Origin of the sequence: Streptomyces parvulus (genome assembly GCF_014648855.1) — a bacterium.
Taxonomy (GTDB): Bacteria; Actinomycetota; Actinomycetes; order Streptomycetales; family Streptomycetaceae; genus Streptomyces; species Streptomyces parvulus.
This window is the reverse complement of sequence record NZ_BMRX01000009.1, coordinates 16,555-40,092: the sequence shown is the minus strand read 5'-3', so window position 1 is coordinate 40,092 and position 23,538 is coordinate 16,555. Positions and strand designations below refer to the sequence as shown.

23 protein-coding genes and 1 riboswitch are annotated in these 23,538 nt (G+C 73.1%); of the genes, 17 read left to right on the top strand and 6 right to left on the bottom strand.

The window, feature by feature from the left end; genetic code table 11:
• Window positions 1-76: 76 nt before the first annotated feature.
• The 6 genes from IE108_RS18425 (at window position 77) to IE108_RS18400 (ending at window position 8,571) form a co-directional block, all read left to right on the top strand.
• Window positions 77-1,066, top strand: a complete 990-nt coding sequence (locus tag IE108_RS18425; protein ID WP_064729436.1) for a malate dehydrogenase — start codon at window positions 77-79, stop codon at window positions 1,064-1,066.
• Window positions 1,067-1,335: 269 nt separating this feature from the next.
• Entirely contained in the window at window positions 1,336-2,865 is a 1,530-nt protein-coding gene (locus IE108_RS18420; RefSeq protein ID WP_064729437.1) for an aldehyde dehydrogenase family protein, read from the top strand.
• 58 nt (window positions 2,866-2,923) lie between these two features.
• Window positions 2,924-4,456, top strand: coding sequence for a GMC family oxidoreductase (locus tag IE108_RS18415; protein ID WP_064729438.1), 1,533 nt, complete (start codon window positions 2,924-2,926; stop codon window positions 4,454-4,456).
• Entirely contained in the window at window positions 4,453-5,667 is a 1,215-nt protein-coding gene (locus IE108_RS18410; RefSeq protein WP_064729439.1) for a quaternary amine ABC transporter ATP-binding protein, read from the top strand. Before IE108_RS18415 ends, IE108_RS18410 begins: the two co-directional genes overlap by 4 nt.
• The gene (locus IE108_RS18405) at window positions 5,667-7,613 is read left to right on the top strand and encodes an ABC transporter permease (protein WP_064729440.1); all 1,947 of its coding nucleotides are present in this window, start codon (window positions 5,667-5,669) and stop codon (window positions 7,611-7,613) included. The genes IE108_RS18410 and IE108_RS18405 overlap by 1 nt, the downstream gene beginning before the upstream one ends.
• 1 nt (window position 7,614) lies before the next feature.
• Window positions 7,615-8,571 carry an ABC transporter substrate-binding protein gene (locus IE108_RS18400; protein WP_064729441.1) on the top strand — a complete coding sequence of 319 codons (957 nt, stop codon included), beginning with the start codon at window positions 7,615-7,617 and terminating at the stop codon, window positions 8,569-8,571.
• Window positions 8,572-8,574: 3 nt separating this feature from the next.
• Here the strand turns inward: IE108_RS18400 and IE108_RS18395 are convergent, their stop codons facing one another.
• From IE108_RS18395 to IE108_RS18385, 3 genes are read right to left on the bottom strand one after another with little or no spacing between them, the layout of a single operon-like run.
• Complete coding sequence (locus IE108_RS18395) at window positions 8,575-9,300, bottom strand: isocitrate lyase/PEP mutase family protein (protein WP_373297002.1); 726 nt, start codon at window positions 9,298-9,300, stop codon at window positions 8,575-8,577.
• Entirely contained in the window at window positions 9,294-9,740 is a 447-nt protein-coding gene (locus tag IE108_RS18390; RefSeq protein ID WP_064729442.1) for a carboxymuconolactone decarboxylase family protein, read from the bottom strand. Before IE108_RS18390 ends, IE108_RS18395 begins: the two co-directional genes overlap by 7 nt.
• On the bottom strand, window positions 9,737-10,255 hold the full coding sequence (locus tag IE108_RS18385) for a carboxymuconolactone decarboxylase family protein (protein WP_064729443.1): 519 nt from the start codon (window positions 10,253-10,255) through the stop codon (window positions 9,737-9,739). Before IE108_RS18385 ends, IE108_RS18390 begins: the two co-directional genes overlap by 4 nt.
• 47 nt (window positions 10,256-10,302) lie before the next feature.
• On the opposite strand from IE108_RS18385, the gene pdxR reads away from it, so the two are divergent.
• The 6 genes from pdxR (at window position 10,303) to IE108_RS18355 (ending at window position 16,813) form a co-directional block, all read left to right on the top strand.
• Window positions 10,303-11,691: a MocR-like pyridoxine biosynthesis transcription factor PdxR gene (gene pdxR / locus IE108_RS18380; RefSeq protein ID WP_064729444.1), complete on the top strand. Its 1,389-nt coding sequence runs from the start codon at window positions 10,303-10,305 to the stop codon at window positions 11,689-11,691.
• Window positions 11,692-11,769: 78 nt separating this feature from the next.
• Entirely contained in the window at window positions 11,770-12,117 is a 348-nt protein-coding gene (locus IE108_RS18375; protein ID WP_064729445.1) for a hypothetical protein, read from the top strand.
• Between the two features lie 4 nt (window positions 12,118-12,121).
• Entirely contained in the window at window positions 12,122-13,306 is a 1,185-nt protein-coding gene (locus IE108_RS18370; RefSeq protein ID WP_064729446.1) for a glutathionylspermidine synthase family protein, read from the top strand.
• Between the two features lie 117 nt (window positions 13,307-13,423).
• Window positions 13,424-13,511, top strand: a riboswitch (ZMP/ZTP riboswitch).
• A 29-nt stretch (window positions 13,512-13,540) separates the two neighbouring features.
• Entirely contained in the window at window positions 13,541-14,986 is a 1,446-nt protein-coding gene (locus tag IE108_RS18365) for a glycine hydroxymethyltransferase (RefSeq protein WP_064729447.1), read from the top strand.
• Window positions 14,987-15,044: 58 nt separating this feature from the next.
• Window positions 15,045-16,058: a tryptophan--tRNA ligase gene (gene trpS, locus IE108_RS18360; protein WP_064731937.1), complete on the top strand. Its 1,014-nt coding sequence runs from the start codon at window positions 15,045-15,047 to the stop codon at window positions 16,056-16,058.
• 176 nt (window positions 16,059-16,234) lie between these two features.
• On the top strand, window positions 16,235-16,813 hold the full coding sequence (locus IE108_RS18355) for a 2'-5' RNA ligase family protein (protein WP_064729448.1): 579 nt from the start codon (window positions 16,235-16,237) through the stop codon (window positions 16,811-16,813).
• 25 nt (window positions 16,814-16,838) lie between these two features.
• Here the strand turns inward: IE108_RS18355 and dprE2 are convergent, their stop codons facing one another.
• Both dprE2 and dprE1 read right to left on the bottom strand, forming a co-directional pair.
• A complete protein-coding gene (gene dprE2, locus IE108_RS18350) occupies window positions 16,839-17,594 on the bottom strand; it encodes a decaprenylphospho-beta-D-erythro-pentofuranosid-2-ulose 2-reductase (protein WP_064729449.1) in 756 nt (251 codons plus the stop codon).
• A gap of 15 nt (window positions 17,595-17,609) precedes the next feature.
• The gene (dprE1, locus tag IE108_RS18345) at window positions 17,610-18,971 is read right to left on the bottom strand and encodes a decaprenylphosphoryl-beta-D-ribose oxidase (protein ID WP_064729450.1); all 1,362 of its coding nucleotides are present in this window, start codon (window positions 18,969-18,971) and stop codon (window positions 17,610-17,612) included.
• Between the two features lie 133 nt (window positions 18,972-19,104).
• Between dprE1 and IE108_RS18340 the strand changes: the two genes are divergently transcribed.
• From IE108_RS18340 to IE108_RS18325, 4 genes are read left to right on the top strand one after another with little or no spacing between them, the layout of a single operon-like run.
• Window positions 19,105-19,614, top strand: a complete 510-nt coding sequence (locus tag IE108_RS18340; protein ID WP_064729451.1) for a phosphatase PAP2 family protein — start codon at window positions 19,105-19,107, stop codon at window positions 19,612-19,614.
• Window positions 19,607-20,557, top strand: a complete 951-nt coding sequence (locus IE108_RS18335) for a decaprenyl-phosphate phosphoribosyltransferase (protein ID WP_064729452.1) — start codon at window positions 19,607-19,609, stop codon at window positions 20,555-20,557. Before IE108_RS18340 ends, IE108_RS18335 begins: the two co-directional genes overlap by 8 nt.
• Entirely contained in the window at window positions 20,551-21,021 is a 471-nt protein-coding gene (locus IE108_RS18330) for a GtrA family protein (protein WP_064729453.1), read from the top strand. The genes IE108_RS18335 and IE108_RS18330 overlap by 7 nt, the downstream gene beginning before the upstream one ends.
• A complete protein-coding gene (locus IE108_RS18325) occupies window positions 21,009-21,953 on the top strand; it encodes a YihY/virulence factor BrkB family protein (protein WP_229852140.1) in 945 nt (314 codons plus the stop codon). Before IE108_RS18330 ends, IE108_RS18325 begins: the two co-directional genes overlap by 13 nt.
• Here the strand turns inward: IE108_RS18325 and IE108_RS18320 are convergent.
• The gene (locus IE108_RS18320) at window positions 21,901-23,175 is read right to left on the bottom strand and encodes a D-alanyl-D-alanine carboxypeptidase family protein (protein ID WP_064729455.1); all 1,275 of its coding nucleotides are present in this window, start codon (window positions 23,173-23,175) and stop codon (window positions 21,901-21,903) included. The genes IE108_RS18325 and IE108_RS18320 overlap by 53 nt on opposite strands.
• Here IE108_RS18320 and IE108_RS35415 point away from each other — a divergent pair.
• On the top strand, window positions 23,066-23,506 hold the full coding sequence (locus IE108_RS35415; RefSeq protein WP_505383702.1) for an SCO4848 family membrane protein: 441 nt from the start codon (window positions 23,066-23,068) through the stop codon (window positions 23,504-23,506). The genes IE108_RS18320 and IE108_RS35415 overlap by 110 nt on opposite strands.
• Window positions 23,507-23,538: the final 32 nt, after the last annotated feature.

Here is a 23,538-nt window from a genome sequence, read left to right as displayed (position 1 = left end):
ATCTCTTGATACCAAGAGATCGATCAGACGCCCGGGGCAGGGACGCCCCACCGCCAGCTGTCATACGGAGAACGCCATGACCCGCACTCCCGTGAACGTCACCGTCACCGGCGCGGCCGGCCAGATCGGTTACGCCCTGCTCTTCCGCATCGCCTCCGGCCAGCTGCTCGGCGCGGACGTGCCGGTCAAGCTCCGCCTCCTGGAGATCACCCCGGCGCTCAAGGCCGCCGAGGGCACCGCGATGGAGCTGGACGACTGCGCGTTCCCGCTCCTCCAGGGCATCGAGATCACCGACGACCCGAACGTGGCCTTCGACGGCTCCAACGTCGCCCTCCTCGTCGGCGCCCGCCCCCGCACCAAGGGCATGGAGCGCGGCGACCTCCTGGAGGCCAACGGCGGCATCTTCAAGCCGCAGGGCAAGGCCATCAACGACCACGCCGCGGACGACATCAAGGTCCTCGTCGTCGGCAACCCGGCCAACACCAACGCCCTCATCGCGCAGGCCGCCGCCCCGGACGTACCGGCGGAGCGCTTCACCGCGATGACCCGCCTGGACCACAACCGCGCGCTGACCCAGCTCGCGAAGAAGACCGGCTCGACGGTCGCCGACATCAAGCGCCTGACGATCTGGGGCAACCACTCGGCCACCCAGTACCCGGACATCTTCCACGCCACCATCGGCGGCAAGAACGCGGCCGAGACCGTCAACGACGAGAAGTGGCTGGCCGAGGACTTCATCCCGACCGTCGCCAAGCGCGGCGCGGCCATCATCGAGGCCCGCGGCGCCTCGTCGGCCGCCTCCGCCGCCAACGCCGCCATCGACCACGTGCACACCTGGGTCAACGGCACCGCCGACGGCGACTGGACCTCCATGGGCATCCCGTCCGACGGCTCCTACGGCGTCCCGGAGGGCCTGATCTCCTCCTTCCCCGTCACCACCAAGGACGGCAAGTACGAGATCGTCCAGGGCCTGGACATCAACGAGTTCTCCCGCGCCCGCATCGACGCCTCCGTCAAGGAGCTGTCGGAGGAGCGCGACGCGGTCCGCGGTCTCGGTCTGCTCTGACCCCGCCCCGCCCCGAACGGGCCCCGCACCGGTACGACCGGCGCGGGGCCCGTTCCCGTTTCCGGACCCTTTCCATTGCCGCACCCGTTTCCCCTCCGCGGACCCGTCCCGGGACCGCAATGCCTTCTTCGTTCCCTTCCTCAGTGATGCGCCGCACTTTCGATGCCCGAATCGGCATGCCTGGAGGGCTCCGGGGCAGGGGCTCGGTCCCCGGGAGTGACACGCGTGTGACACAGGGGTGTTGATCAGGAACGGAAGGCAATCCCACCATGGCGAACAGCACGGAACCCCAGGCGGAACGGGGTCACCGGACGATCCACGCGGGCGGCCGCTGGCTGGCCGCGTCCTCCGGCGCCACCCGCGACATCCTCGACCCCGCCGACGCCCTGCCCTTCGCCGTGGTCGCGGAGGGCGACGAGAAGGACACCGACCTCGCGGTGGCCGCCGCCCGGACGGCGTTCGACGACGGGCCCTGGCCGCACACCCCCGTCGCCGAACGGGCCGCCCTGCTGCGCCGGGTCGCGGACCTCCTCGTGCGCGACCGCGAGCGGCTCGGACTGCTGGAGAGCCGCGACGCGGGCAAGACGGTGGAGGAGGGCCGGGTCGACATCGACTGCGTCGCCGACGCCTTTCGCTACTTCGCCGACCTGGTCGCGGGCGAGGCCCCCGGCCGGGTCGTCGACGCGGGCTCGCCCGAGATCCACAGCGTCGTCGTGCACGAGCCGGTCGGCGTCTGCGCCATGATCACGCCCTGGAACTACCCGCTGCTGCAGGCCAGTTGGAAGATCGCTCCGGCCCTCGCCGCCGGCAACACCTTCGTGATCAAGCCGAGCGAGATCACCCCGCTGACCACCGTCGCCCTGATCGACCTGCTCGTCGAGGCCGGGCTCCCCACCGGCGTCGCGGGCATCGTCACCGGCCCCGGCCACACCGTCGGCGCCCGGCTCGCCGAGCACCCCGACGTCGACCTGGTCTCCTTCACCGGCGGCCTGGTCAGCGGCACCAAGGTCGCCCAGGCCGCCGCCGTCACGGTCAAGAAGGTCGCCCTGGAACTCGGCGGCAAGAACCCCAACGTGGTCTTCGCCGACGCCTGCGAGACCGACGAGGGCTTCGACACCGCCGTCGACCAGGCCCTCAACGCCGCCTTCATCCACAGCGGGCAGGTCTGCTCCGCGGGCGGCCGGCTCATCGTCGAGGAGTCCGTGCGCGAGCGCTTCGTCGCCGAACTCGCCCGCCGCGCCCGGAAGATCCGCCTCGGCCGGGGCACCGAGGACGGCGTCGAGTGCGGCCCGCTCGTCTCCGAGCAGCAGCGCGCCAAGACCGAGGACTTCGTCGCCTCCGCCCTCGCCGAGGGCGCCGTGCTGCGCTGCGGCGGCAAGCGCCCCGAGCCGTCCCCCGAGCGGCCGGAGGGCGGCTACTTCTACGAGCCGACCGTCCTCGACCAGTGCCACCGCGAGATGCGCGTCGTGCGCGAGGAGGTCTTCGGACCCGTCCTCACCGTCGAGACCTTCCGCACCGAGGACGAAGCCGTAGCCCTGGCCAACGACACCGAGTACGGTCTGGCCGGTGCCGTCTGGACCGCCGACGCGGGACGGGCCCGCCGGGTCGCGGGCCGGCTGCGGCACGGCACCGTGTGGATCAACGACTTCCACCCCTACCTGCCCCAGGCGGAGTGGGGCGGCTTCGGCAAGAGCGGTGTCGGCCGCGAACTCGGCCCCGCCGGCCTCGCCGAGTACCGCGAGAGCAAGCACGTCTACCAGAACCTCGCGCCCAAGCCCGTCCGCTGGTTCACCGGCTGACACCGCGCCCCTCCCAGGACCTCCCCGCACCATCCGCTCGCCCCACTGGAGTACCCCCATGCCAGACACCCACCACGTCTACGACTACGTCGTCATCGGCGGCGGCACGGCGGGCTCGGTGATCGCCTCCCGGCTCACCGAGAACGCGGACGTCACCGTCGCCGTCATCGAGGGCGGCCCCAGCGACGTCGGCCGCGACGACGTGCTCACCCTGCGCCGCTGGATGGGCCTGCTCGGCGGCGAGCTGGACTACGACTACCCCACCACCGAGCAGCCGCGCGGCAACTCGCACATCCGGCACAGCCGCGCCCGCGTGCTCGGCGGCTGCTCCTCGCACAACACCCTCATCGCCTTCAAGCCGCTGCCGTCCGACTGGGACGAGTGGGAGGCCGCCGGCGCCAAGGGCTGGGGCGCGGTCCAGATGGAGGCCTACTTCGCGCGGCTGAAGAACAACATCGTCCCCGTCGACGAGAAGGACCGGAACGCCATCGCCCGGGACTTCGTCGACTCCGCGCACAAGGCGCTGGACGTGCCCGTGATCGAGGGGTTCAACAAGAAGCCCTTCGGCGAGGGCGCCGGCTTCTTCGACCTCGCCTACCACCCCGAGGACAACAAGCGCTCCTCCGCCTCGGTGGCGTACCTGCACCCGGTGATGGACGAGCGCCCCAACCTCACCCTCATGCTGGAGACCTGGGCGTACCGGCTGGAGCTGGCCGGCACCCGCGCCGAGGGCGTCCACGTCCGCACCAAGGACGGCGAGGAGATCCTGGTCAAGGCGCGCAAGGAGGTCGTGCTCTGCGCCGGCGCCGTGGACTCGCCGCGCCTGCTGCTGCACTCCGGCATCGGCCCCCGCGCCGACCTCGAAGCGCTCGGCATACCCGTGGCGCTCGACCTGCCCGGCGTCGGCGAGAACCTGCTCGACCACCCGGAGTCGGTGATCGTCTGGGAGACCGACGGGCCGATCCCGGACAACTCCGCGATGGACTCCGACGCGGGCCTGTTCGTGCGCCGCGACCCCGAACACCCGGGCCCCGACCTGATGTTCCACTTCTACCAGATCCCGTTCACGGACAATCCGGAGCGCCTCGGCTACCAACGCCCGGAGTTCGGCGTCTCCATGACCCCGAACATCCCCAAGCCCAAGTCCCGCGGCCGCCTCTCCCTGACCAGCGCCGACCCGTCCGTGAAGCCCGCCCTGGACTTCCGCTACTTCACCGACGAGGACGACTACGACGGCCGCACCCTCGTCGACGGCATCAGGATCGCCCGCGAGATCGCGAAGACCCAGCCGCTGGCAGGGTGGCTCAAGCGCGAGGTCTGCCCCGGCCCCGACGTCACCGGTGACGAGGAGCTGAGCGAGTACGCCCGCAAGGTCGCCCACACCGTCTACCACCCGGCGGGCACCTGCCGGATGGGCGCCGCCACCGACGAACGGGCCGTCGTCGACCCCGAACTGCGCATCCGCGGCCTGGAGGGCATCCGCATTGCCGACGCCTCCGTCTTCCCGACCATGCCCGCCGTGAACCCGATGATCGGCGTCCTCATGGTCGGCGAGCGCGCCGTCGAGCTGATCGGTGGTGACGCCCGATGAGTACCGCCACCAGCGCCAGTACGCCGCCGGGTACCGACGAGGGCACGGCCCCCGTCTTCGCCGTGGACGGACTGTGGAAGGTCTTCGGCCCCAAGGCGGACCGGGTACCCGCCGACCCCGAACTGGCCGCCCTGAGCCCGGCCGAGCTGCGCTCGCGCACCGGCTGCACGGCCGCCGTCGCGGACGTCTCCTTCGACGTGCGCAAGGGCGAGGTCTTCGTCGTCATGGGCCTGTCCGGCTCCGGCAAGTCCACCCTCGTACGCTGCCTGACCCGGCTCATCGAGCCGACCGCGGGCTCCATCGCCATCGACGGCGAGGACGTCCGCGCCATGGACAAGTCCCGGCTGCGCGAACTGCGCCGGCACCGGGCCGCGATGGTCTTCCAGCACTTCGGTCTGCTCCCGCACCGCACGGTCCTCGACAACGTGGCCTACGGCCTGGAGGTCCAGGGCGTCGGCCGCGCCGAGCGCCGCGAGCGCGCCGCCGCCATCGTCGCCAAGGTCGGCCTCGAAGGGCTGGAACAGCGCCGCCCCGGCCAGCTCTCCGGCGGCCAGCGCCAGCGCGTCGGCCTCGCCCGCGCCCTCGCCGTCGACCCCGAGGTGCTGCTCTTCGACGAGCCGTTCAGCGCGCTCGACCCGCTGATCCGGCGGGACATGCAGGAGGAGGTCGTCCGGCTGCACCGCGAGGAGGGCCGCACGATGGTCTTCATCACCCACGACCTCCAGGAAGCCCTCAAGCTCGGCGACCGCATCGCCCTGATGCGCGACGGGCGCGTCGTCCAGCTCGGCACCCCGGAGGAGATCGTCGGCTCGCCCGCCGACGACTACGTCCGCGAGTTCGTCCGCGATGTGCCGCGCGAGCAGGTCCTCACCGTGCGGACCGCGATGCGCCCCGCGTCCTCGGCCGACGAGGCCGGCACCGGCCCGGCGATCCGCCCCGGGGCCACCGTCTCCGAGGCCATCGAGGCCGTCGCCCGCGCCGGCTCCCCGGCCCGCGTGATGTCCGACGGCCGCTGCCTGGGCGTGGTCGACGCGGAATCCCTGCTGTCGGTGGTGGCGGGCACGGCCGCCGCGGCCACCGCGGCGGACGGCGCCGACGCGGCTGCGGGCAGTCGTGCCGCTGGGGCGGCACCCGTCCCACCGAGAGCGGCACCGGCCGAGCGCCGAGAGCCACCCACCCCGCCCCCCGCCACCAGCGAGGAGCCGGCGTGATGGCAACGCTCACCGCGTCGACCCAGAAGACGGCCCCGCCGGGCTTCCTCACCCACCCCGCCGTCCGCAAGCTGCTGGCCCTCGCCATCGCCGCCGCGATCCTCGTCCCCCTGGCCGTCACCCAGTGGGGCGGCGCCACCTGGCCGAGCGCCCTGACCGTCGACGTCTCCGAGCCGCTCGGCAGGGCCAGCGACTGGATCATCGACAACCGCGACAGCCACCCCCTGTTCCTCTACTTCTTCGGCCATGTCAGCAACGTCGTCGTCCTCGCCGTACGCGCCGTGTACCTCGCCCTCCTCGCCGTCGGCTGGGCCGGGGTCACCGCGATCGGCGCCCTGGTCGCCTGGCGGGTGGCCGGCGTGCGGCTGGCGCTGGGCACGGCCGTGGCGTTCCTGGCCTGCGGACTGCTCGGCATGTGGGTGCCGACCATGCAGACCCTCGCCCTGATGGTCGTCGCCGTCCTCGCGTCGGTCGTCGTGGGCGCCCTGCTGGGCCTGGCCGCCGGCCTGTCCGACCGGATGGACCGCGTGCTGCGCCCGGTGCTCGACACTATGCAGGTGCTGCCCGCCTTCGCCTACCTGCTCCCGGTCGTCCTGGTCTTCGGCATCGGCGTCCCCGCCGCCGTCCTGGCCACCGTCGTCTACGCCGCCCCGCCCATGGCCCGGCTCACCTCGCTGGGCCTGCGCGGCGCCGACAAGGAGGTCCTGGAGGCCGTCGAGTCCCTCGGCACCACGGCCCGCCAGCGGCTGCTGACCGCCCGCGTCCCGCTGGCCCGCAAGGAACTCCTGCTCGGCGTCAACCAGACGATCATGATGGCGCTCTCCATGGCCGTCATCGCCTCCGTCATCGGCGCCGGCGGCCTCGGCGACCGCGTCTACCAGGCGCTCGCCTCGGTCGACGTCGGCGCCGCCCTCGCCGCCGGCATCCCCATCGTGCTGCTCGCCGTCGTCCTGGACCGCGTGACCGGCGCGGCGGGGGAGCAGCACGACGGGGAGCCCGGCAGGTCCCCGCTGACCTGGCTGTACGCCCTCGGCGCCGCCGCGGCCGTCGCGGTCGCCGGACGCCTCGCCGGCTTCCTCGACTGGCCCGACGGCTGGGAGGTGAACATCGCCGAGCCCGTCAACCGGGCCGTCGACTGGATGACCGCCCACCTCTACTCCGGCGTCCCCGTCGTCGGCGGCACCGCCGACTGGGCCGCGCACTTCACCAGCTGGGTCCTCAACCCGCTGCGGGACGGCCTCCAGTGGCTGCCCTGGTGGTCGGTGCTCCTCGCCGTCGCCGCCCTGGCGTGGCTGATCGGCACCTGGCGCACCGCCCTCACCGCGGTCCTCGCCATGGCCGCGATCGGCGTGCTCGGGGTCTGGACCCCGTCCCTCGACACGCTCTCGCAGGTCCTCGCGGCCGTCGCGGTGACCCTCGTCATCGGCTTCGCGACCGGCATCGCCGCCGCCCGCAGCGACCGCTTCGAGCGCCTGCTGCGGCCGGTCCTGGACGTCTTCCAGACCATGCCGCAGTTCGTGTACCTGATCCCCGTCGTCGCCCTGTTCGGCGTCGGCCGCGCGCCCGCCGTGGCCGCCGCGGTCGTCTACGCCCTCCCGGCCGTCGTCCGCATCACCACCCAGGGACTGCGCCAGGTCGACCCGGCCGCCCTGGAGTCGGCGCGCTCGCTCGGCGCGACCAGCGGACAGCAACTGCGGCAGGTCCAGCTCCCGCTGGCCCGCCCCGCCCTGCTGCTCGCCGTCAACCAGGGCGTCGTCCTGGTCCTCGCCGTCGTCATCATCGGCGGCCTCGTCGGCGGCGGCGCGCTCGGCTACCAGGTCGTCTTCGGCCTGGCCCAGGGCGACCTGGCGAGCGGGCTGGTGGCCGGCGCGGCCATCGTCTGCCTCGGCCTGATGCTCGACCGCGTCACCCAGCCCACCGCCCGCCGCACCAGGAAGGGAGCCTGACATGCGCGTACGCACCACCGCGGCCGTCGCCTCGGCCGCCGCGCTCACGCTGCTGACCGGCTGCGGCGCCGCCGACATGACCAAGCAGGCGTCCCCGTTCGCCAACGCCCGGGGCGCCAAGACCGTCACCCTCTCCGTGCAGTCCTGGGTCGGCGCCCAGGCCAACGTGGCCGTCGCCCAGTACCTGCTGGAGCACGAGCTGGGCTACCGCGTCGACACCGTCCAGGTCGACGAGGTGCCCGCCTGGGACGCGCTCAGCCAGGGCCGCGTCGACGCCATCCTGGAGGACTGGGGCCACCCCGAGCAGGAGCAGCGGTACGTCGAGGACAAGGGGACCATCGCCGCCGGCGGCGACCTCGGCGTCACCGGGCACATCGGCTGGTTCGTCCCGACGTACTTCGCGAAGAAGCACCCCGACGTCACCGACTGGAAGAACCTCGACAAGTACGCCGACCTGCTGCGCACCGCGGAGAGCGGCGGCAAGGGCCAGCTCCTGGACGGCTCCCCGTCCTACGTCACCAACGACAAGGCGCTGGTGAAGAACCTGGACCTGGACTACCAGGTCGTCTTCGCCGGCTCCGAGGCCGCCCAGATCACCCAGATCAAGCAGTTCGCCAAGGAGGAGAAGCCCTTCCTCAGCTACTGGTACACCCCCCAGTGGCTGTTCGAGAAGGTCCCGATGACCGAGGTGAAGCTGCCGCCGTACAAGGAGGGCTGCGACGCCGACCCGGAGAAGGTCGACTGCGCCTACCCGGTCACCCCGCTCCAGAAGTACCTCAACGCCGACTTCGCGAAGAAGGGCGGCAGGGCGGCGGACCTCCTCAAGAGGTTCAAGTGGACGACCGAGGACCAGAACCAGGTCTCCCTGATGATCGCCGAGCAGAAGATGCGGCCCGAGGAGGCCGCGAAGAAGTGGGTGGACAGCCACGAGTCCGTCTGGAAGGCGTGGCTGTCCTGACCCTCACCGCGCCAGCCGGGCCGCGACCTTCCGCACCGCCGCGTCGGCGTACCGCTGGAGACCCGGCCCAAAGGTGACCCGGGTGGCCCCGAGTCCGCCGAGTTCGGCGGGCGAGGGGCCCTCTCCGGGCCGGGCGAGCACGTTCAGCGGGCCCTGGATCCCCGCCCGCAGCAGCGGCAGTACGGCGGCCGGGGCGCCGATCGGGTACACGCAGTCGGCACCCGCGGCCACGTACGCGGCCGCCCGCCCGATCGCCGCACCGGGGTCGTCGACGCCCCTGACGAACGTGTCGACGCGGGCGTTGACGAACAGGTCGCCGCCCGCCGCCGCCCGCACCCCGGCCAGCCACTCGGCGTGCTCCGCCGGGTCCTTGAGCACCCCGTCCGCGGAGTCCTCCAGGTTGCACCCCACGGCGCCCGCCTCCAGGAGCCGTTCCACCAGCTCCTTTGGCGCCAGCCCGTAGCCGCCCTCGACGTCCGCCGACACCGGCACGTCCACGGCCCGCGCGATCCGTGCCACGGCGGCGAACATCTCGCCGGCCGGGGTCCGCCCGTCCGCGTACCCGAGACTGGCCGCGACCCCGGCGCTGGGCGTCGCCAGCGCCGGGAACCCCGCCTCCGCGAACGCCCGCGCGCTCGCCGCGTCCCAGGGGCCGGGCAGCACCAGGGGGTCCTCCGGCGCACGGCCGCGGTGCAGCGCGCGGAACCGCTCCGCCCCGGCCGTCACCACGCCGTGCCCCCCGCCGGGATGCGCCGGGCGACCATCAGCCGGTTCCAGCCGTTGATCGCCGAGATGAGGCCGATCAGGTGGGCCAGCTCGCCGGCGTCGAAGTGCCGGGCCGCCTCCTCGTACACCGCGTCGGGCACGAAGCCCTCCGTCAGCACCGTGACCGCCTCGGTCAGCGCCAGCGCGGCCCGCTCCCGGGCGTCGAAGACCTCCCCGGCCTCCTCCCAGGCGGCCAGCAGATCCAGCCGCCGCCCGTCCACCCCCTGCTCGCGGGCGATGCCCAGGTGCATGTCGAGGCAGTAGGCGCAGTGGTTCAGCTGCGAGGCGCGGACCTGCACCAGCTCCGCGAGCCCCGCGTCACCGAGGCCCCGCTTCGCGGCCGCGCCCACCGCCCGGAGCGCGGTGCGGACCTCCGCGTCCAGGCGCGTCGTACGAGGTGTCACGCGTACTGCCCCGGCGTGTAGTGGCCCGGCGTCAGCCGGCAGCTCACGCCGAAGCGGTTCCAGGCGTTGATCACCGTGATCGCGGCGATCAGCTGCGCCAGCTCGGGCTCGTCGAAGTGCGCGGCGGCCCTCTCGTACACCGCGTCCGGCACGAAGCCGTCGGTCAGCACCGTGACGGCCTCGGTCAGCTCGATCGCCGCCAGCTCCCGCTCCGTGTAGAAGTGCCGCGACTCCTCCCACGCCGCGAGCTGCACGATCCGCTCCACGCTCTCACCGGCCGCCAGCGCGTCCTTGGTGTGCATGTCGAGGCAGAAGGCACAGTGGTTCAGCTGGGAGGCGCGGATCTTCACCAGCTCCCGCACCTTCGGTTCGAGCCCCTGCCCGGCGGCCTTCTCCAGGCGCAGCATCGCCTTCCAGACCTCGGGTGCGTGCTTGGCCCACTCCAGCCGGGGAGCGTGCTCGGCGGCGAAGGGCTCGGGGGTGGTGTTCGCGTCGGTCGTCGTGTGCGTCGTCATACGACCGACCCTAAGAGCGATGCAGCCCAGGGGTATGGTCCATTCCCATGGCGAAATCATGGGCCACTTTCGGGGTCGACCTGCACCTGGACCGCTCCGGACCGGGGCTGCGGCGGGGCCTGACCGACGCGCTGCGCGAGGCCGTCCGCGGCGGCCGGCTGGCGCCCGGCACCCGGCTGCCCTCCTCCCGCTCGCTCGCCGCCGACCTCGGCCTGGCCCGCAACACGGTCGCCGAGGCCTACGCCGACCTGATCGCCGAGGGCTGGCTCGCCGCCCGCCAGGGCTCCGGCACCCGGGTCGCCGACCGCACCCCTGCCGCCCCCGACCCCCGCCCGGCGCCGCACCCGCGCGCACCGGGCCGCCCCGCCTACGACCTGATCCCCGGCACCCCCGAACTCGCCTCGTTCCCCCGCGCCCAGTGGCTCAGGGCCGCCCGCCGCGCCCTGTCCGCCGCCCCCGACCAGGCCCTCGGCTACGGCGACCCCCGCGGCCGCGTCGAACTGCGCACGGCGCTCGCCGGGTACCTGTCCCGCGCCCGGGGCGTGCGCGCCGATCCCGACCGGATCGTGGTGTGCGCCGGCTTCCTCGGCGGCCTCGGCGTCCTCGCGGACCTGCTGCGCCGCCGCGGCGGCAGCACCGTCGCGGTCGAGTCCTACGGCCTGCCCCACCACCGCCGGCTCCTCGCGAAGGCGGGCTGCGCCACGCCCCCGCTGCCCTTCGACGACCGCGGCACGCTGCCGCCCGACGGCCCGGCCGCCCCCGACGCCGTCCTGCTGACCCCGTCCCACCAGTTCCCTCTCGGCCTCCCGCTGCTCCCCGCGCGCCGGACCGCGCTCATCGACCGGGCCCGCCGCACCGGCGGCCTGGTCCTGGAGGACGACTACGACGGCGAGTTCCGCTACGACCGCCAGCCCGTCGGCGCCCTCCAGGGCCTGGACCCCGACCGCGTCGTGTACCTGGGCACCGCCAGCAAGTCCCTCGCCCCCGCCCTGCGCCTGGGCTGGCTGGTCCTGCCGCCCGCGCTCGTCGAGGAGGTCATGGACGGCATGGCCGACCGCACCCCGGGCGTCCTGGACCAGCTGACCCTGGCCGAGTTCCTGGCCTCCGGCGACTACGACCGCCACGTCCGCGCCGCCCGGCTGCGCTACCGGCGCCGCCGCGACGCCCTGGTCGCCGCCCTCGCCGAACGGGCGCCCGGCGTCCGCGTCACCGGCATCGCCGCCGGACTCCACGCCGTCCTCCAACTGCCGCCCGGCACCGAGCGGCAGACCGTCCGCGCCGCCGCCTGGCACGGACTCGCGGTCCACGGACTGGCCATGTTCCGGCACCCCGAAGCCGCCGTCCCCCCGCTGGACGCCCTCGTCGTCGGCTACGGCACCCCGCCGGACCACGCCTGGGCGGGGGCACTGGACGCCCTGTGCCGGGCGCTGCCGTAAAGTCCACCCGCGACGGGGGCCGTACACTCGACCGGCCCAACTGTCGTACAAGCGCACGGACAACGGGGAGACGAGGACATGGCAGAGACCCGGCGACGGCTGCGGTCGAGCACCGTGGTGCTCGGCGGCATGGGAATGCTCGCGGCGGCCCTGAGCGCATGCGGCTCGGATCCCGACCGCCGCTGCGTGGACCGCGACAGCTACGACTACCTCAACGGCTACAAGGTCGTCTCCGACCAGAACTGCAAGTCGGGCTCGTCCGGCGGCTCGTACGGCAAGGGCGGCAAGAAGAAGAAGTCCGCCGACGGCGACTGGTACTACGACGCCGACGTCAGCGGCGGCTGGGCCGACGACGGCACCTTCAGCCGGGACGAGGCCGTGGACCGGGGCGGCTTCGGCTGCTCGGGCGGCAGCGGCGGAGGCTGAGCGCGTGGAACGCCGCACCATCGCCCCGCGCACCGGCTGGCAGGAGACCGTCGAGGAACAGGGCCTGATCTACCCCCTGACCCGCTACCCCGACGGCTCCCTGCGCCCCTACTGGGACGAGAGCGCCCACTACGTCTTCTCCCTGCCGGAGGTCGAGGCGCTGGAGGAGGTCGTCGAGGAACTGCACCGCATGTGCCTGGCCGCCGCCGCGCACATCGTCGCCGAGGACCGCTTCGCCGACCTGGGCATCACCGACCCCCGCATCGTCACGGCGGTCACCGAGGCCTGGCACCGGCGCGCCGAACTCCCCTCCGTCTACGCCCGCTTCGACCTGCGCTACGACGGCACCGGCCCCGCCAAGCTGCTGGAGTACAACGCGGACACCCCGACCTCGCTGGTCGAGGCCGCGTCCCCGCAGTGGTTCTGGATGGAGGAGCGCTTCCCCGGCGCCGACCAGTGGAACAGCCTCCACGAGCGGCTGGTCGACGCCTGGAAGAAGCAGGCCGCGCTGCTCCCGCCCGGCAACCCCCTGTACTTCGCGCACTCCTCGGACGACGAGCTGGGCGAGGACCTGATGACGGTCGCCTACCTCAAGGAGACCGCCGAGCAGGCCGGCCTGGAGACCGACTGGATCTCCATGGAGGAGATCGGCTGGGACCGCCTCTCCGGCCGCTTCGTCGACAACAGGCTGCGCTTCATCCGCAGCCTGTTCAAGCTGTACCCCTGGGAGTGGCTCACCACCGACCGCTTCGCCGGCCACGTCCTGGACACCCTCGACAACGGCGGCGGCACCGGCACCACCCTGTGGATCGAGCCCGCCTGGAAGATGCTGCTCAGCAACAAGGCCCTGCTGGCCGTCCTCTGGGAGCTGTACCCGGACCACCCCAACCTCCTGCCGGCCTACCTGGACGGCCCGAGGGAGCTGGCCGGCACCACCGGCTGGGTCGCCAAGCCACTGCTGGGCCGCGAGGGCGCCGGCGTCACGATCCACGAACCGGGCACCGACCCCACACCCCGCACCGAGCCCTGCTGCTACCAGGCCCTCGCCCCCCTCCCCGACTTCGACGGCAACCGCGTGGTCCTCGGCGCCTGGGTGGTGGAGAACGAGTCGGCGGGCCTGGGCATCAGGGAGTCGTCGGGCCTGGTGACGGACGAATACGCCCGCTTCCTGCCCCACGTGATCTTGTAGCTTCCCCTTGATCGGCCCCGTAGGGGCTTCAAGGGGCGCGGGGAACTGCGCGACCAGCCACGACGACGCCGCACTCCGCGACGGACAGCAACCCCGCAGACGCTTTCCGGTAGCCTGGCCCCGGGCCGTGACTGGCGCGCTGGGATGGACCAACCATCGGGGAGCGGCCCAAGAAGAACGAGTGCCGAGCGCCTGGGCCGACCTGAACGCTGATTCCAACGTCCGGAGGCCCCCATGTCCGCAGACCTCACCCCCGAGTCCGTCGCCTACCGAGCCGCGCTGCAAGCGATCCGCGCCGTCGAGCCCCGCGTCGCGGACGCCATCGGCCAGGAGGTCGCCGACCAGCGCGAGATGCTCAAGCTGATCGCCTCGGAGAACTACGCCTCCCCGGCCACCCTCCTCGCGATGGGCAACTGGTTCAGCGACAAGTACGCCGAGGGCACCGTCGGCCGCCGCTTCTACGCCGGCTGCCGCAACGTCGACACCGTCGAGTCCCTCGCCGCCGAGCACGCCCGCGAACTCTTCGGCGCCCGGCACGCCTACGTCCAGCCGCACTCCGGCATCGACGCCAACCTGGTCGCCTTCTGGGCCGTCCTCGGCGCCCGCGTGGAGGTGCCCTTCCTGGAGAAGACGGGCGCCCGCCAGGTCAACGACCTCTCCGACGCCGACTGGGCCGAGCTGCGCCAGGCCTTCGGCAACCAGCGCATGCTCGGCATGTCCCTGGACGCCGGCGGCCACCTCACGCACGGCTTCCGCCCGAACATCTCCGGCAAGATGTTCGACCAGCGCTCCTACGGCACCGACCCGGCCACCGGCCTCATCGACTACGAGGCCCTGCGCGCCTCCGCCCGCGAGTTCAAGCCGCTGATCATCGTCGCGGGCTACTCCGCGTACCCGCGCCTGGTGAACTTCCGGATCATGCGGGAGATCGCCGACGAGGTGGGCGCGACCCTCATGGTCGACATGGCGCACTTCGCCGGTCTCGTCGCGGGCAAGGTTCTCACCGGCGACTTCGACCCCGTCCCGCACGCCCAGATCGTGACGACCACCACCCACAAGTCGCTGCGCGGCCCGCGCGGCGGCATGGTCCTGTGCGACGACTCCCTCAAGGACCAGGTCGACCGCGGCTGCCCGATGGTCCTCGGCGGCCCGCTGCCGCACGTCATGGCCGCCAAGGCCGTCGCCCTCGCCGAGGCCCGGCAGCCCGCCTTCCAGGACTACGCCCAGCGCATCGTCGACAACGCCCGCGCGCTCGCCGAGGGCCTGATGCGGCGCGGCGCCACCCTGGTCACCGGCGGCACCGACAACCACCTCAACCTGATCGACGTGGCGTCCTCCTACGGCCTCACCGGCCGCCAGGCCGAGGCCGCGCTCCTCGACTCCGGCATCGTCACCAACCGCAACGCCATCCCGTCCGACCCGAACGGCGCCTGGTACACCTCCGGCATCCGCGTCGGCACCCCGGCCCTCACCACCCGCGGTCTGGGCACGGCGGAGATGGACGAGGTCGCCGGCCTGATCGACCGCGTCCTGACGGCCACGGAACAGGGCACCACGAAGTCGGGCGCCCCGTCGAAGGCGTCCCACGTCCTCGACGACAAGGTCGCGGAGGAGATCGCGCAGCGGGCGACCGACCTGGTGCAGGGCTTCCCCCTGTATCCGGAGATCGACCTGGGCTGAAGCGCCCCGCGGTTCCCCACGCACGGAACCCGCCACTCTCTCTGAGAGAATGACGGGCATGGCGACTGACCACCCGCGCGTACTCTCCGGAATCCAGCCCACCGCAGGCTCGTTCCACCTCGGCAACTACCTCGGCGCCGTCCGCCAGTGGGTGGCCCTCCAGGAGACCCACGACGCGTTCTACATGGTCGTCGACCTGCACGCCATCACGGTCCCGCAGGACCCGAAGGAACTGCGGGCCAACACCCGGCTGGCCGCCGCCCAGCTCCTGGCGGCCGGCCTGGACCCCGACCGCTGCACCCTGTTCGTGCAGAGCCACGTCCCCGAGCACGCCCAGCTCGCCTGGATCATGAACTGTCTCACCGGCTTCGGCGAGGCCGGCCGCATGACCCAGTTCAAGGACAAGTCCGCCAGGCAGGGCGCCGACCGCGCCTCCGTCGGCCTCTTCACGTACCCGATCCTCCAGGTCGCGGACATCTTGCTCTACCAGGCCAACGAGGTGCCGGTCGGCGAGGACCAGCGCCAGCACATCGAGCTGACCCGCGACCTGGCCGAGCGGTTCAACGGCCGCTTCGGCGAGGCCTTCACCGTGCCCTCCGCGTACATCCTCAAGGAGACGGCGAAGATCTACGACCTCCAGGACCCGTCGATCAAGATGAGCAAGTCGGCGTCCACGCCGAAGGGCCTGATCAACCTCCTGGACGAGCCCAAGGCCACCGCCAAGAAGGTGAAGAGCGCGGTCACCGACACGGACACCGTGATCCGCTTCGACCGCGAGGCCAAGCCGGGCGTCAGCAACCTCCTCTCGATCTACTCGGTGCTCACCGGCGCGAGCGTCGCCGAGCTGGAGGAGAAGTACGCCGGCAAGGGCTACGGCGCGCTCAAGACGGACCTCGCCGACGTCATGGTCGAGTTCGTGACCCCCTTCCGGGAGCGCACCCAGCAGTACCTGGACGACCCGGAGACGCTGGACTCGATCCTGGCCAAGGGCGCCGAGAAGGCCCGCGCCGTCGCCGCCGAGACCCTCTCCCGGACGTACGACATGGTGGGCTTCCTGCCCGCCAAGCACTGACCCGGGGCCGCCGCCCCGGCCCTGGTCCCGGCCCCGCCGTGCGCCCCGGCATGCCGCCGTAGCGCTGCACATCACTCCGGTTGCGCCTGCCCCGGGCACGGTCGTGGCCGTACAGTCGATAGCCGGGTGTCCGACACAGCGACATACGACGAGTGACACGTACCGAAGGAGACGACGTGGGGACCGTAACGATCGGCGTGTCGATCGCGGTCCCGGAGCCTCACGGCAGCAAGCTCCAGCAGCTGCGCGCGGGCTTCGGCGACGCCGCGGCTCACGGCATCCCCACGCACGTCACCCTGCTGCCGCCGACCGAGGTCGAGGCCGGCGCGCTGCCCGCCGTCGAGGCGCATCTCGCGGAGGTCGCGGCCCGCTGCCGCCCCTTCCCGATGCGGCTGTCGGGCACCGGGACCTTCCGTCCGCTGTCGCCCGTCGTCTACGTCCAGGTGGTCGAGGGCGCCGCCGCCTGCGCCTGGCTCCAGAAGCGGGTGCGGGACGCCTCCGGCCCGGTGCCACGCGAACTGCAGTTCCCGTACCACCCCCACGTCACCGTGGCGCACGGCATCGAGGAAGCGGCGATGGACCGCGCCTACGAGGAGCTGTCCGACTACGCGGCCCAGTGGCCCTGCACCGGCTTCGCGCTCTACGAGCAGGGCTCCGACGGGGTGTGGCGCAAGCTCCGGGAGTTCCCCTTCGGCAGCGCCACCGTGCCCCCGCAGGCCGGACGCGTGGAGAGCGGCTCGCTGCCCGGCCGGTGACACCGGCCCGCCCGGCAGCCTGACGTCACACCGGCAGCCGTCGGAACAGCGTCCGCGGCAGGTGCCGCACCGCCGACATCACCACCCGCAGCGCGCCGGGCACCCAGACCGTCTCCGAGCGCCGCCGCAGGCCCAGCTCGATCGCCGTGGCGACTGCCTCGGGCGTGGTGGCGAGCGGCGCCTCCTCCATCCCGGCGGTCATCCGCGAGCGGACGAACCCGGGGCGTACGACCATGACGTGCACACCGGTGCCGTGCAGCGCGTCGCCCAGCCCCTGGGCGAAGGCGTCCAGGCCGGCCTTGCTGGAGCCGTAGATGAAGTTGGCCCGGCGGGCCCGTTCGCCGGCCACCGAGGAGAGCACCACGAGGGAGCCGTGGCCCTGCGCCTGGAGCGCGCGGGCGCTGACCAGGCCGGCCGAGACGGCGCCGGTGTAGTTCGTCTGCGCGACCCGCACGGCGTTCAGCGGCTCGCGCTCGTCGTGCGCCTGGTCGCCCAGGATGCCGAAGGCGAGCAGGACGAGGTCCACGTCCCCCTCGGCGAAGACCTTGCCGAGCGCCGCCTCGTGGGACTCGGGGTCGAGCGCGTCGAAGGCGACGGTGCGCACCTCGGCGCCGAGGCCGCGCAGCTGCTCGGCGGCCGCGTCCAGGGCGGGGGAGGGGCGGCCGGCGAGCCACACCGTGCGGGTGCGGCGGGCCACCAGGCGGCGCGCGGTGGCGAGCGCGATCTCGGACGTACCGCCGAGGACGAGCAGGGACTGCGGGATGCCGAAGGCGTCCTTCACGACAGCTCCAGGGAGTCAGAGGGTGAGGCGGCGGGCCAGGTCGGACACGAACACCCCGTGCGGGTCCAGCTCCGCGCGCAGCGCGCGGAAGTCGTCGAGGCGCGGGTACATCGCGGCGAGCAGTTCGGGGCGCAGCCGCGCGTCCTTGGCGAGGTAGACGCGCCCGCCGGCCTCCGCGACCTCCTCGTCCAGCTCGTCCAGGAAGGCGCCGAGGCCGGGCAGGCCGGCCGGGATGTCCAGGGCCAGGGTCCAGCCGGGCAGGGGGAAGGAGAGCCAGCCCGGGTCGGCCTCGCCGAACCGCTTGAGGACGGCGAGGAACGACGGGCAGCGGTGGTCCGAGATGCGCCGCACGATCCGGCGCAGGGCCTCCTCGCGGCCCTCGCCGACGACGAACTGGTACTGCACGAAGCCGCCGCGGCCGTAGATCCGGTTCCAGTGCGGGACGCCGTCCAGGGGGTGGAAGAAGGTGGAGATCCGCTGGAGCCGGCCCCGGCTGAGGCGGGGGGACTTGCGGTACCACAGCTCGTTGAACAGGCCCACCGTGGTCCGGCCGAGGAGGCCGTCCGGGACGAGGTCGGGGGCGGCCGGGAGGCGGGAGGTGCGGAAGGCCAGCGGCGCCCGCCGGGCGCGGGAGCGGGCGGGCAGCGCGTCCAGCGGGGCGTGGTCGCCGCGGGTGAGCACCGCGCGGCCGGTCGCCCGGCCGCGGGCGAGCAGGTCGATCCAGGCGACCGAGTAGCGGTAGCGGTGGTCGGTGGCCGTCAGACGGGCCATCAGGTCGTCCAGGTCGGCGGCGCGCTCGGTGTCGACGGACATCAGCGCCGTCTCGACCGGCTGGAGCCGCAGGGTCGCGGTGAGGATCACCCCGGTCAGGCCCATGCCGCCGGCGGTCGCGTCGAACAGCGGCGTGCCCGGGGTGACGGTGCGGACCTGTCCGTCGGCGGTGAGCAGCTCCAGCGCCGCCACGTGCCGGGCGAAGGACCCCGAGACGTGGTGGTTCTTGCCGTGGATGTCCGCGCCGATCGCCCCGCCGACCGTGACGTAGCGGGTGCCGGGCGTCACCGGCACGAACCAGCCGAGCGGCAGCAGCAGCTCCATCAGCCGGTGCAGGGAGACCCCCGCGTCGCACAGCACGGTGCCGCCCGCGACGTCCACGGCGTGCACGCGGTCCAGGGCGGTCATGTCCAGCACGGCGCCCCCCGCGTTCTGCGCGGCGTCCCCGTAGGCCCGTCCCAGCCCCCGTGCGATGCCCCCGCGGGCCCCGCACTCCCGGACGGCCAGGGCGGCCTCCTCGTACGTCCGCGGGCGGATCAGCCGGGCCGCGGTGGGTGCGGTGCGGCCCCAGCCGGTGACGGGGCCCCAGTCGGTGTCGGCAGACATGCCGGTGACCGTATCGCCCCTATGCGAATGATTAGTTCCAAAACATCACGCTCATACCCGAAACGGGTGATTAATGGTATGTCGCTCGATCGTGCCGTACTTCCGGTCCGGGAGGCGTGAACAGTGAGTCGGCATGGACGACCTCGACGACATGGACCACCGGATCGTCACGGTGCTCAGCGCCTGCGGCACGGACCCGCGCGTGGCCGGCGCCGCGCGCGCCCTGTCCTGGGCCGGGGAGCACGGCGCCCTCTGGCTCGCCGCGGGTCTCGCCGGCGCCGCCGTGGACCGCGGGCGGCGCGGGGCCTGGCTGCGCGGGACCGCGCTCACCGCCGGCGCCCACCTCGTCAGCATGGCCGTGAAGCGGGTCGTGCGCCGTCCGCGTCCGGCCCACGTCGTACCGCTGGTGCGCACCGCGGGCCGGCACTCCTTCCCCAGCTCCCACGCCACCTCCGCGGCGGCCGCCGCCGTCGCCTTCGGCGCGCTCGGCGTGCCCGCGGTCCGGCCGCTGGCCGCCGCGGTGTGCGCCTCCCGGCTGGTCGCCGGGGTCCACTACCCCTCCGACGTCGCGGCCGGCGCGGCCCTCGGCGCCCTGACGGCCCGGCTCGGCGCCGGCTGGATGCGGGGAGGCACCCGTGACTGAGACGGCCGTCCTGCGGCAGCGCACCCCGCAGCGCCCCGGGGAGCCCGCCCCGCCCGGCCCGAAGGGCGTGCTCGGCGGGCTGCTCAGGACCGCCCGGCCCCGGCAGTGGGTCAAGAACGTCCTGGTCGTCGCCGCCCCGGCCGCGGCGGGCGAGCTGTTCTCGGTGCCCGCCCTGAGCCGCCTCGCCCTGGTCTTCGTCCTCTTCACCGCCTGCGCCTCGGCCGTCTACCTCGTCAACGACGCCCGCGACGCCGACGCCGACCGCGCCCACCCCGTCAAGCGGCACCGCCCGGTCGCGGCCGGACAGGTCCCGGTGCCGCTCGCGTACGCCGTCGGGGGCCTCCTGGGCGTCCTCGCGCCCCTCGTCGCGGCCTGGCTGTGCCCGCCGTCCGTGGCGGGCCTGCTGGCGGCCTACCTCGCGATGCAGCTGGCGTACTGCGTCACCCTCAAGCACGTCCTGGTCGTCGACCTCGCCGTCGTCACCACCGGCTTCCTGATGCGGGCGATGATCGGCGGACTCGCCCTCGGCATCCCGCTGTCGCGCTGGTTCCTCATCACGACCGGCTTCGGCGCGCTCTTCATGGTCGCCGCCAAGCGGTACTCCGAGGCCGTCCAGATGGCCGGCCGGGCGGGTGCCACCCGGGCGCTGCTCACCGAGTACACCACCGGCTACCTCCGCTTCGTCTGGCAGCTGGCGGCCGGCGTCGCGGTCCTCGGGTACTGCCTGTGGGCCATGGAGGAGGGCGGCGTCCCGCACACCAGCGTCCTGCCCTGGCGCCAGCTGTCCATGGTCGCCTTCGTCCTCGCCGTCCTGCGCTACGCCGTCTTCGCCGACCGCGGCACCGCGGGCGAACCCGAGGACGTCGTCCTGCGCGACCGGGCGCTCGCGCTGATCGGCCTGGTCTGGGTGGCGATGTACGCCCTGGCGGTGGCCAATTGGTAGGCGACCGGCGCGAGCTGGCCGGCTTCGCCGCCGTGGGCCTGCTCGCCTACGCCGTCGACCTCGGCCTCTTCACCTGGCTGCGCGGCCCGGCCGGCCTCGGCCCGCTCGGCGCCAAGACGCTGTCCTTCGTCGCCGGCTGCGCGGTGGCCTACGCGGGCAACGCCCTGGGCACCTACCGGCACACCCGCCCGCGGGGCCTGCGCCCCTGCGCCGTGTTCCTCGCGGTGAACCTCGCCGGGGCCGGCGTGCAGCTGCTGTGCCTGGCCGTCAGCCACTACGGGCTCGGTCTGACCTCGCAGCGCGCCGACACCGTCTCGGGCGCCGGGGTCGGCATGGTCCTGGGCACGATCCTGCGCTTCTGGGGCACAAGAACACTGGTCTTCCGGGCCGCGGGCGGATCCGGGGGCCCGACGAGATCATGGACCGGGACGAGCGGGGGCAGGGTCGGATCATGGACTGGCTGAAGAAGCTCCCCGTCGTGGGACCGTGGATCGCACGCCTGATGACCACGCACGCGTGGCGCTCGTACGAACGGCTCGACCGGGTGAAGTGGTCACGGCTGGCCGCCGCCATGACGTTCACCAGCTTCGTGGCGCTCTTCCCGCTGCTGAGCCTGGCCGCCGCCGTGGCCGCCGCGACGCTCAGCAAGAAGCAGCAGGACCAGCTCCAGGACAAGATCGCCGAGCAGATCCCCGGCATCGCCGACCAGCTGAACATCCAGGGCCTGGTGGACAACGCCGGCACCGTCGGCCTCATCTCCGGTCTGCTGCTGCTCTTCACCGGCATGGGCTGGGTCGAGGCCACCCGCGGCTGTCTGCGCGCCGTCTGGGAGCTGCCCGACGAGGAGGAGAACCCGGTCCTGCACCGGGCCAAGGACGCCGGCGTCCTCCTCGGTCTCGGCGGCGCGCTGCTGATCACCGTCGCCATCTCCACCGTCGCCTCGGCGCTGGTGGGCTGGATCATCCGCTCGGTCGGCCTGGCCGAGGGCGGCGTCGGCGGCGTCCTGCTCTACGTCGCCGCCTTCGCGGTGGCCGTCCTCGCCGACTTCCTCCTGCTGCTGTACGTGCTGACGCTGCTCCCCGGCGTGCACCCCGAGCGCCGCCGCCTGGTCGTCGCGGCGCTGATCGGCGCGATCGGCTTCGAACTGCTGAAGCTGCTGATCAGCGGCTACATCCAGGGGGTCGCGGCGAAGAGCATGTACGGCGCCTTCGGCGTCCCCGTCGCCCTGCTGCTGTGGATCAACTTCACCTCGAAGCTGCTGCTGTTCGCCGCCTCCTGGACGGCGACCGGGAGCAAGGCGCAGGAGGTCGGGAGCGGGGACGACGGCGACGGCGCCCCGGACGTCACGGGCGGGTCCGGCGGCGGACCAGGTCCGGCAGCGGCCACCTCCGGTTGACCAGGTAGGCGCCGCCCGCGAGCAGTGCCAGCACCCCGGCCACGACAGCGGCCGCGACACCGACCCCGCCGCCGCCCTCGGAGGCCGTCGCCCCCGCCACCGGCTTGGTGCCCGCGTCGCCGCTGCCGGTGCCGCCGGCCTCACCGGAGGCGTCCGGCGCGGGGCTCGCCTGCGCGGCGCTCATCGGCCGCACCAGCTCGCCCACCGGCCGCGCCTTGCCCGCCGCCGCGAAGCCCCAGTCGAAGAGTCGGGCCGTCTCCTTGTAGACCTCGTTGTGCTCGTCCTTGGCCGGGTTCATCACCGTGACGAGCAGCACCTTGCCGTTCCGCTCGGCGACGCCGGTGAAGGTGGCGCCCGCGTTGGTGGTGTTGCCGTTCTTCACGCCCGCGATGCCCGGGTACACGTCCATGTCCGAGTCGCCGGACAGCAGCCGGTTGGTGTTCTGGATCTCGAAGGGCTTGCGGGTCGTCTTCCCCTTCTTGTCCTTCTCCGTCTGGCCGGGGAACTTCGCGCGGACCGTCGAGGCGTACTCCCGGAAGTCCTTCTTCTGCAGCCCCGAGCGCGCGAACAGCGTCAGGTCGTACGCGGAGGAGACCTGGTGCGGCGCGTCGTAGCCGTCGGGGCTGACCACGTTGGTGTCGAGGGCCTGCAGCTCCTCGGCATGCTCGTTCATGTCCGCGACGGTCTGGTCGACCCCGCCGTTCATCGCCGACAGCACGTGCACGGCGTCGTTGCCGGAGCGCAGGAAGACCCCGAGCCACAGGTCGTGGACGGAGTACGTCTCCTCCTCCTTGACGCCGACCAGGCTGGAGCCCGCGCCGATGCCCGCGAGGTCGGAGACGGCCACCTTGTGCTCGGTGGTCTTCGGCCACTTCGGCAGCAGCGTGTCCGCGAACAGCATCTTCAGGGTGCTCGCCGGGGCCAGCCGCCAGTGCGCGTTGTGCGCGGCGAGCACGTCGCCGGACTCGGCGTCGGCCACGATCCAGGAACGGGCGGTGATGTCCTTGGGCAGCACCGGCGCCCCGCCCGCCAGGTCCACCTGCGTGCCGGGCTTCCCGAGCCGCGCGCCGCCCTTGGTCGACATCGACGCGGGGGGAGTGGGCGTCGGACTCGTGGACGGGTCGGGTGCGGCGAGCGCCGCGGGGGAGAGCACGGCGAGTGCGGTCAGGGCGGCTGAGGTGACCGTCAGGCTGCGCCTGAGGGCCTTCTTGGGTGCGGGCACGAGCGAGAACGTACCGCCCCGGAGCGAGCCCGTCCCACCCCCCTCCCCACCCCGCGCACGGCGCAGGACGGCGGGCGGCGATACTGAGGCCATGAAGCTCAGCCGCCCCGTCTCCTGGTTCCTGCTCGCTTTCGGGGTGTGGAGCTGGATCATCTGGATCACTTTCGTCAAAAATCTGATCAAGGACAGCAGCGGGCTCGCCTTCGAGGACGGCGACCCCACGGCGTACTTCTGGGTGCACCTGCTGCTCGCCGTCGTCTCCTTCGTATTGGGGACGGTCGTCGGGGTCGTCGGGTTGCGTTCCGTGCGCGTACTGCGCCGAAGGTCATAGGCGTCACGGACGTCACAACCGAGGGGATACGA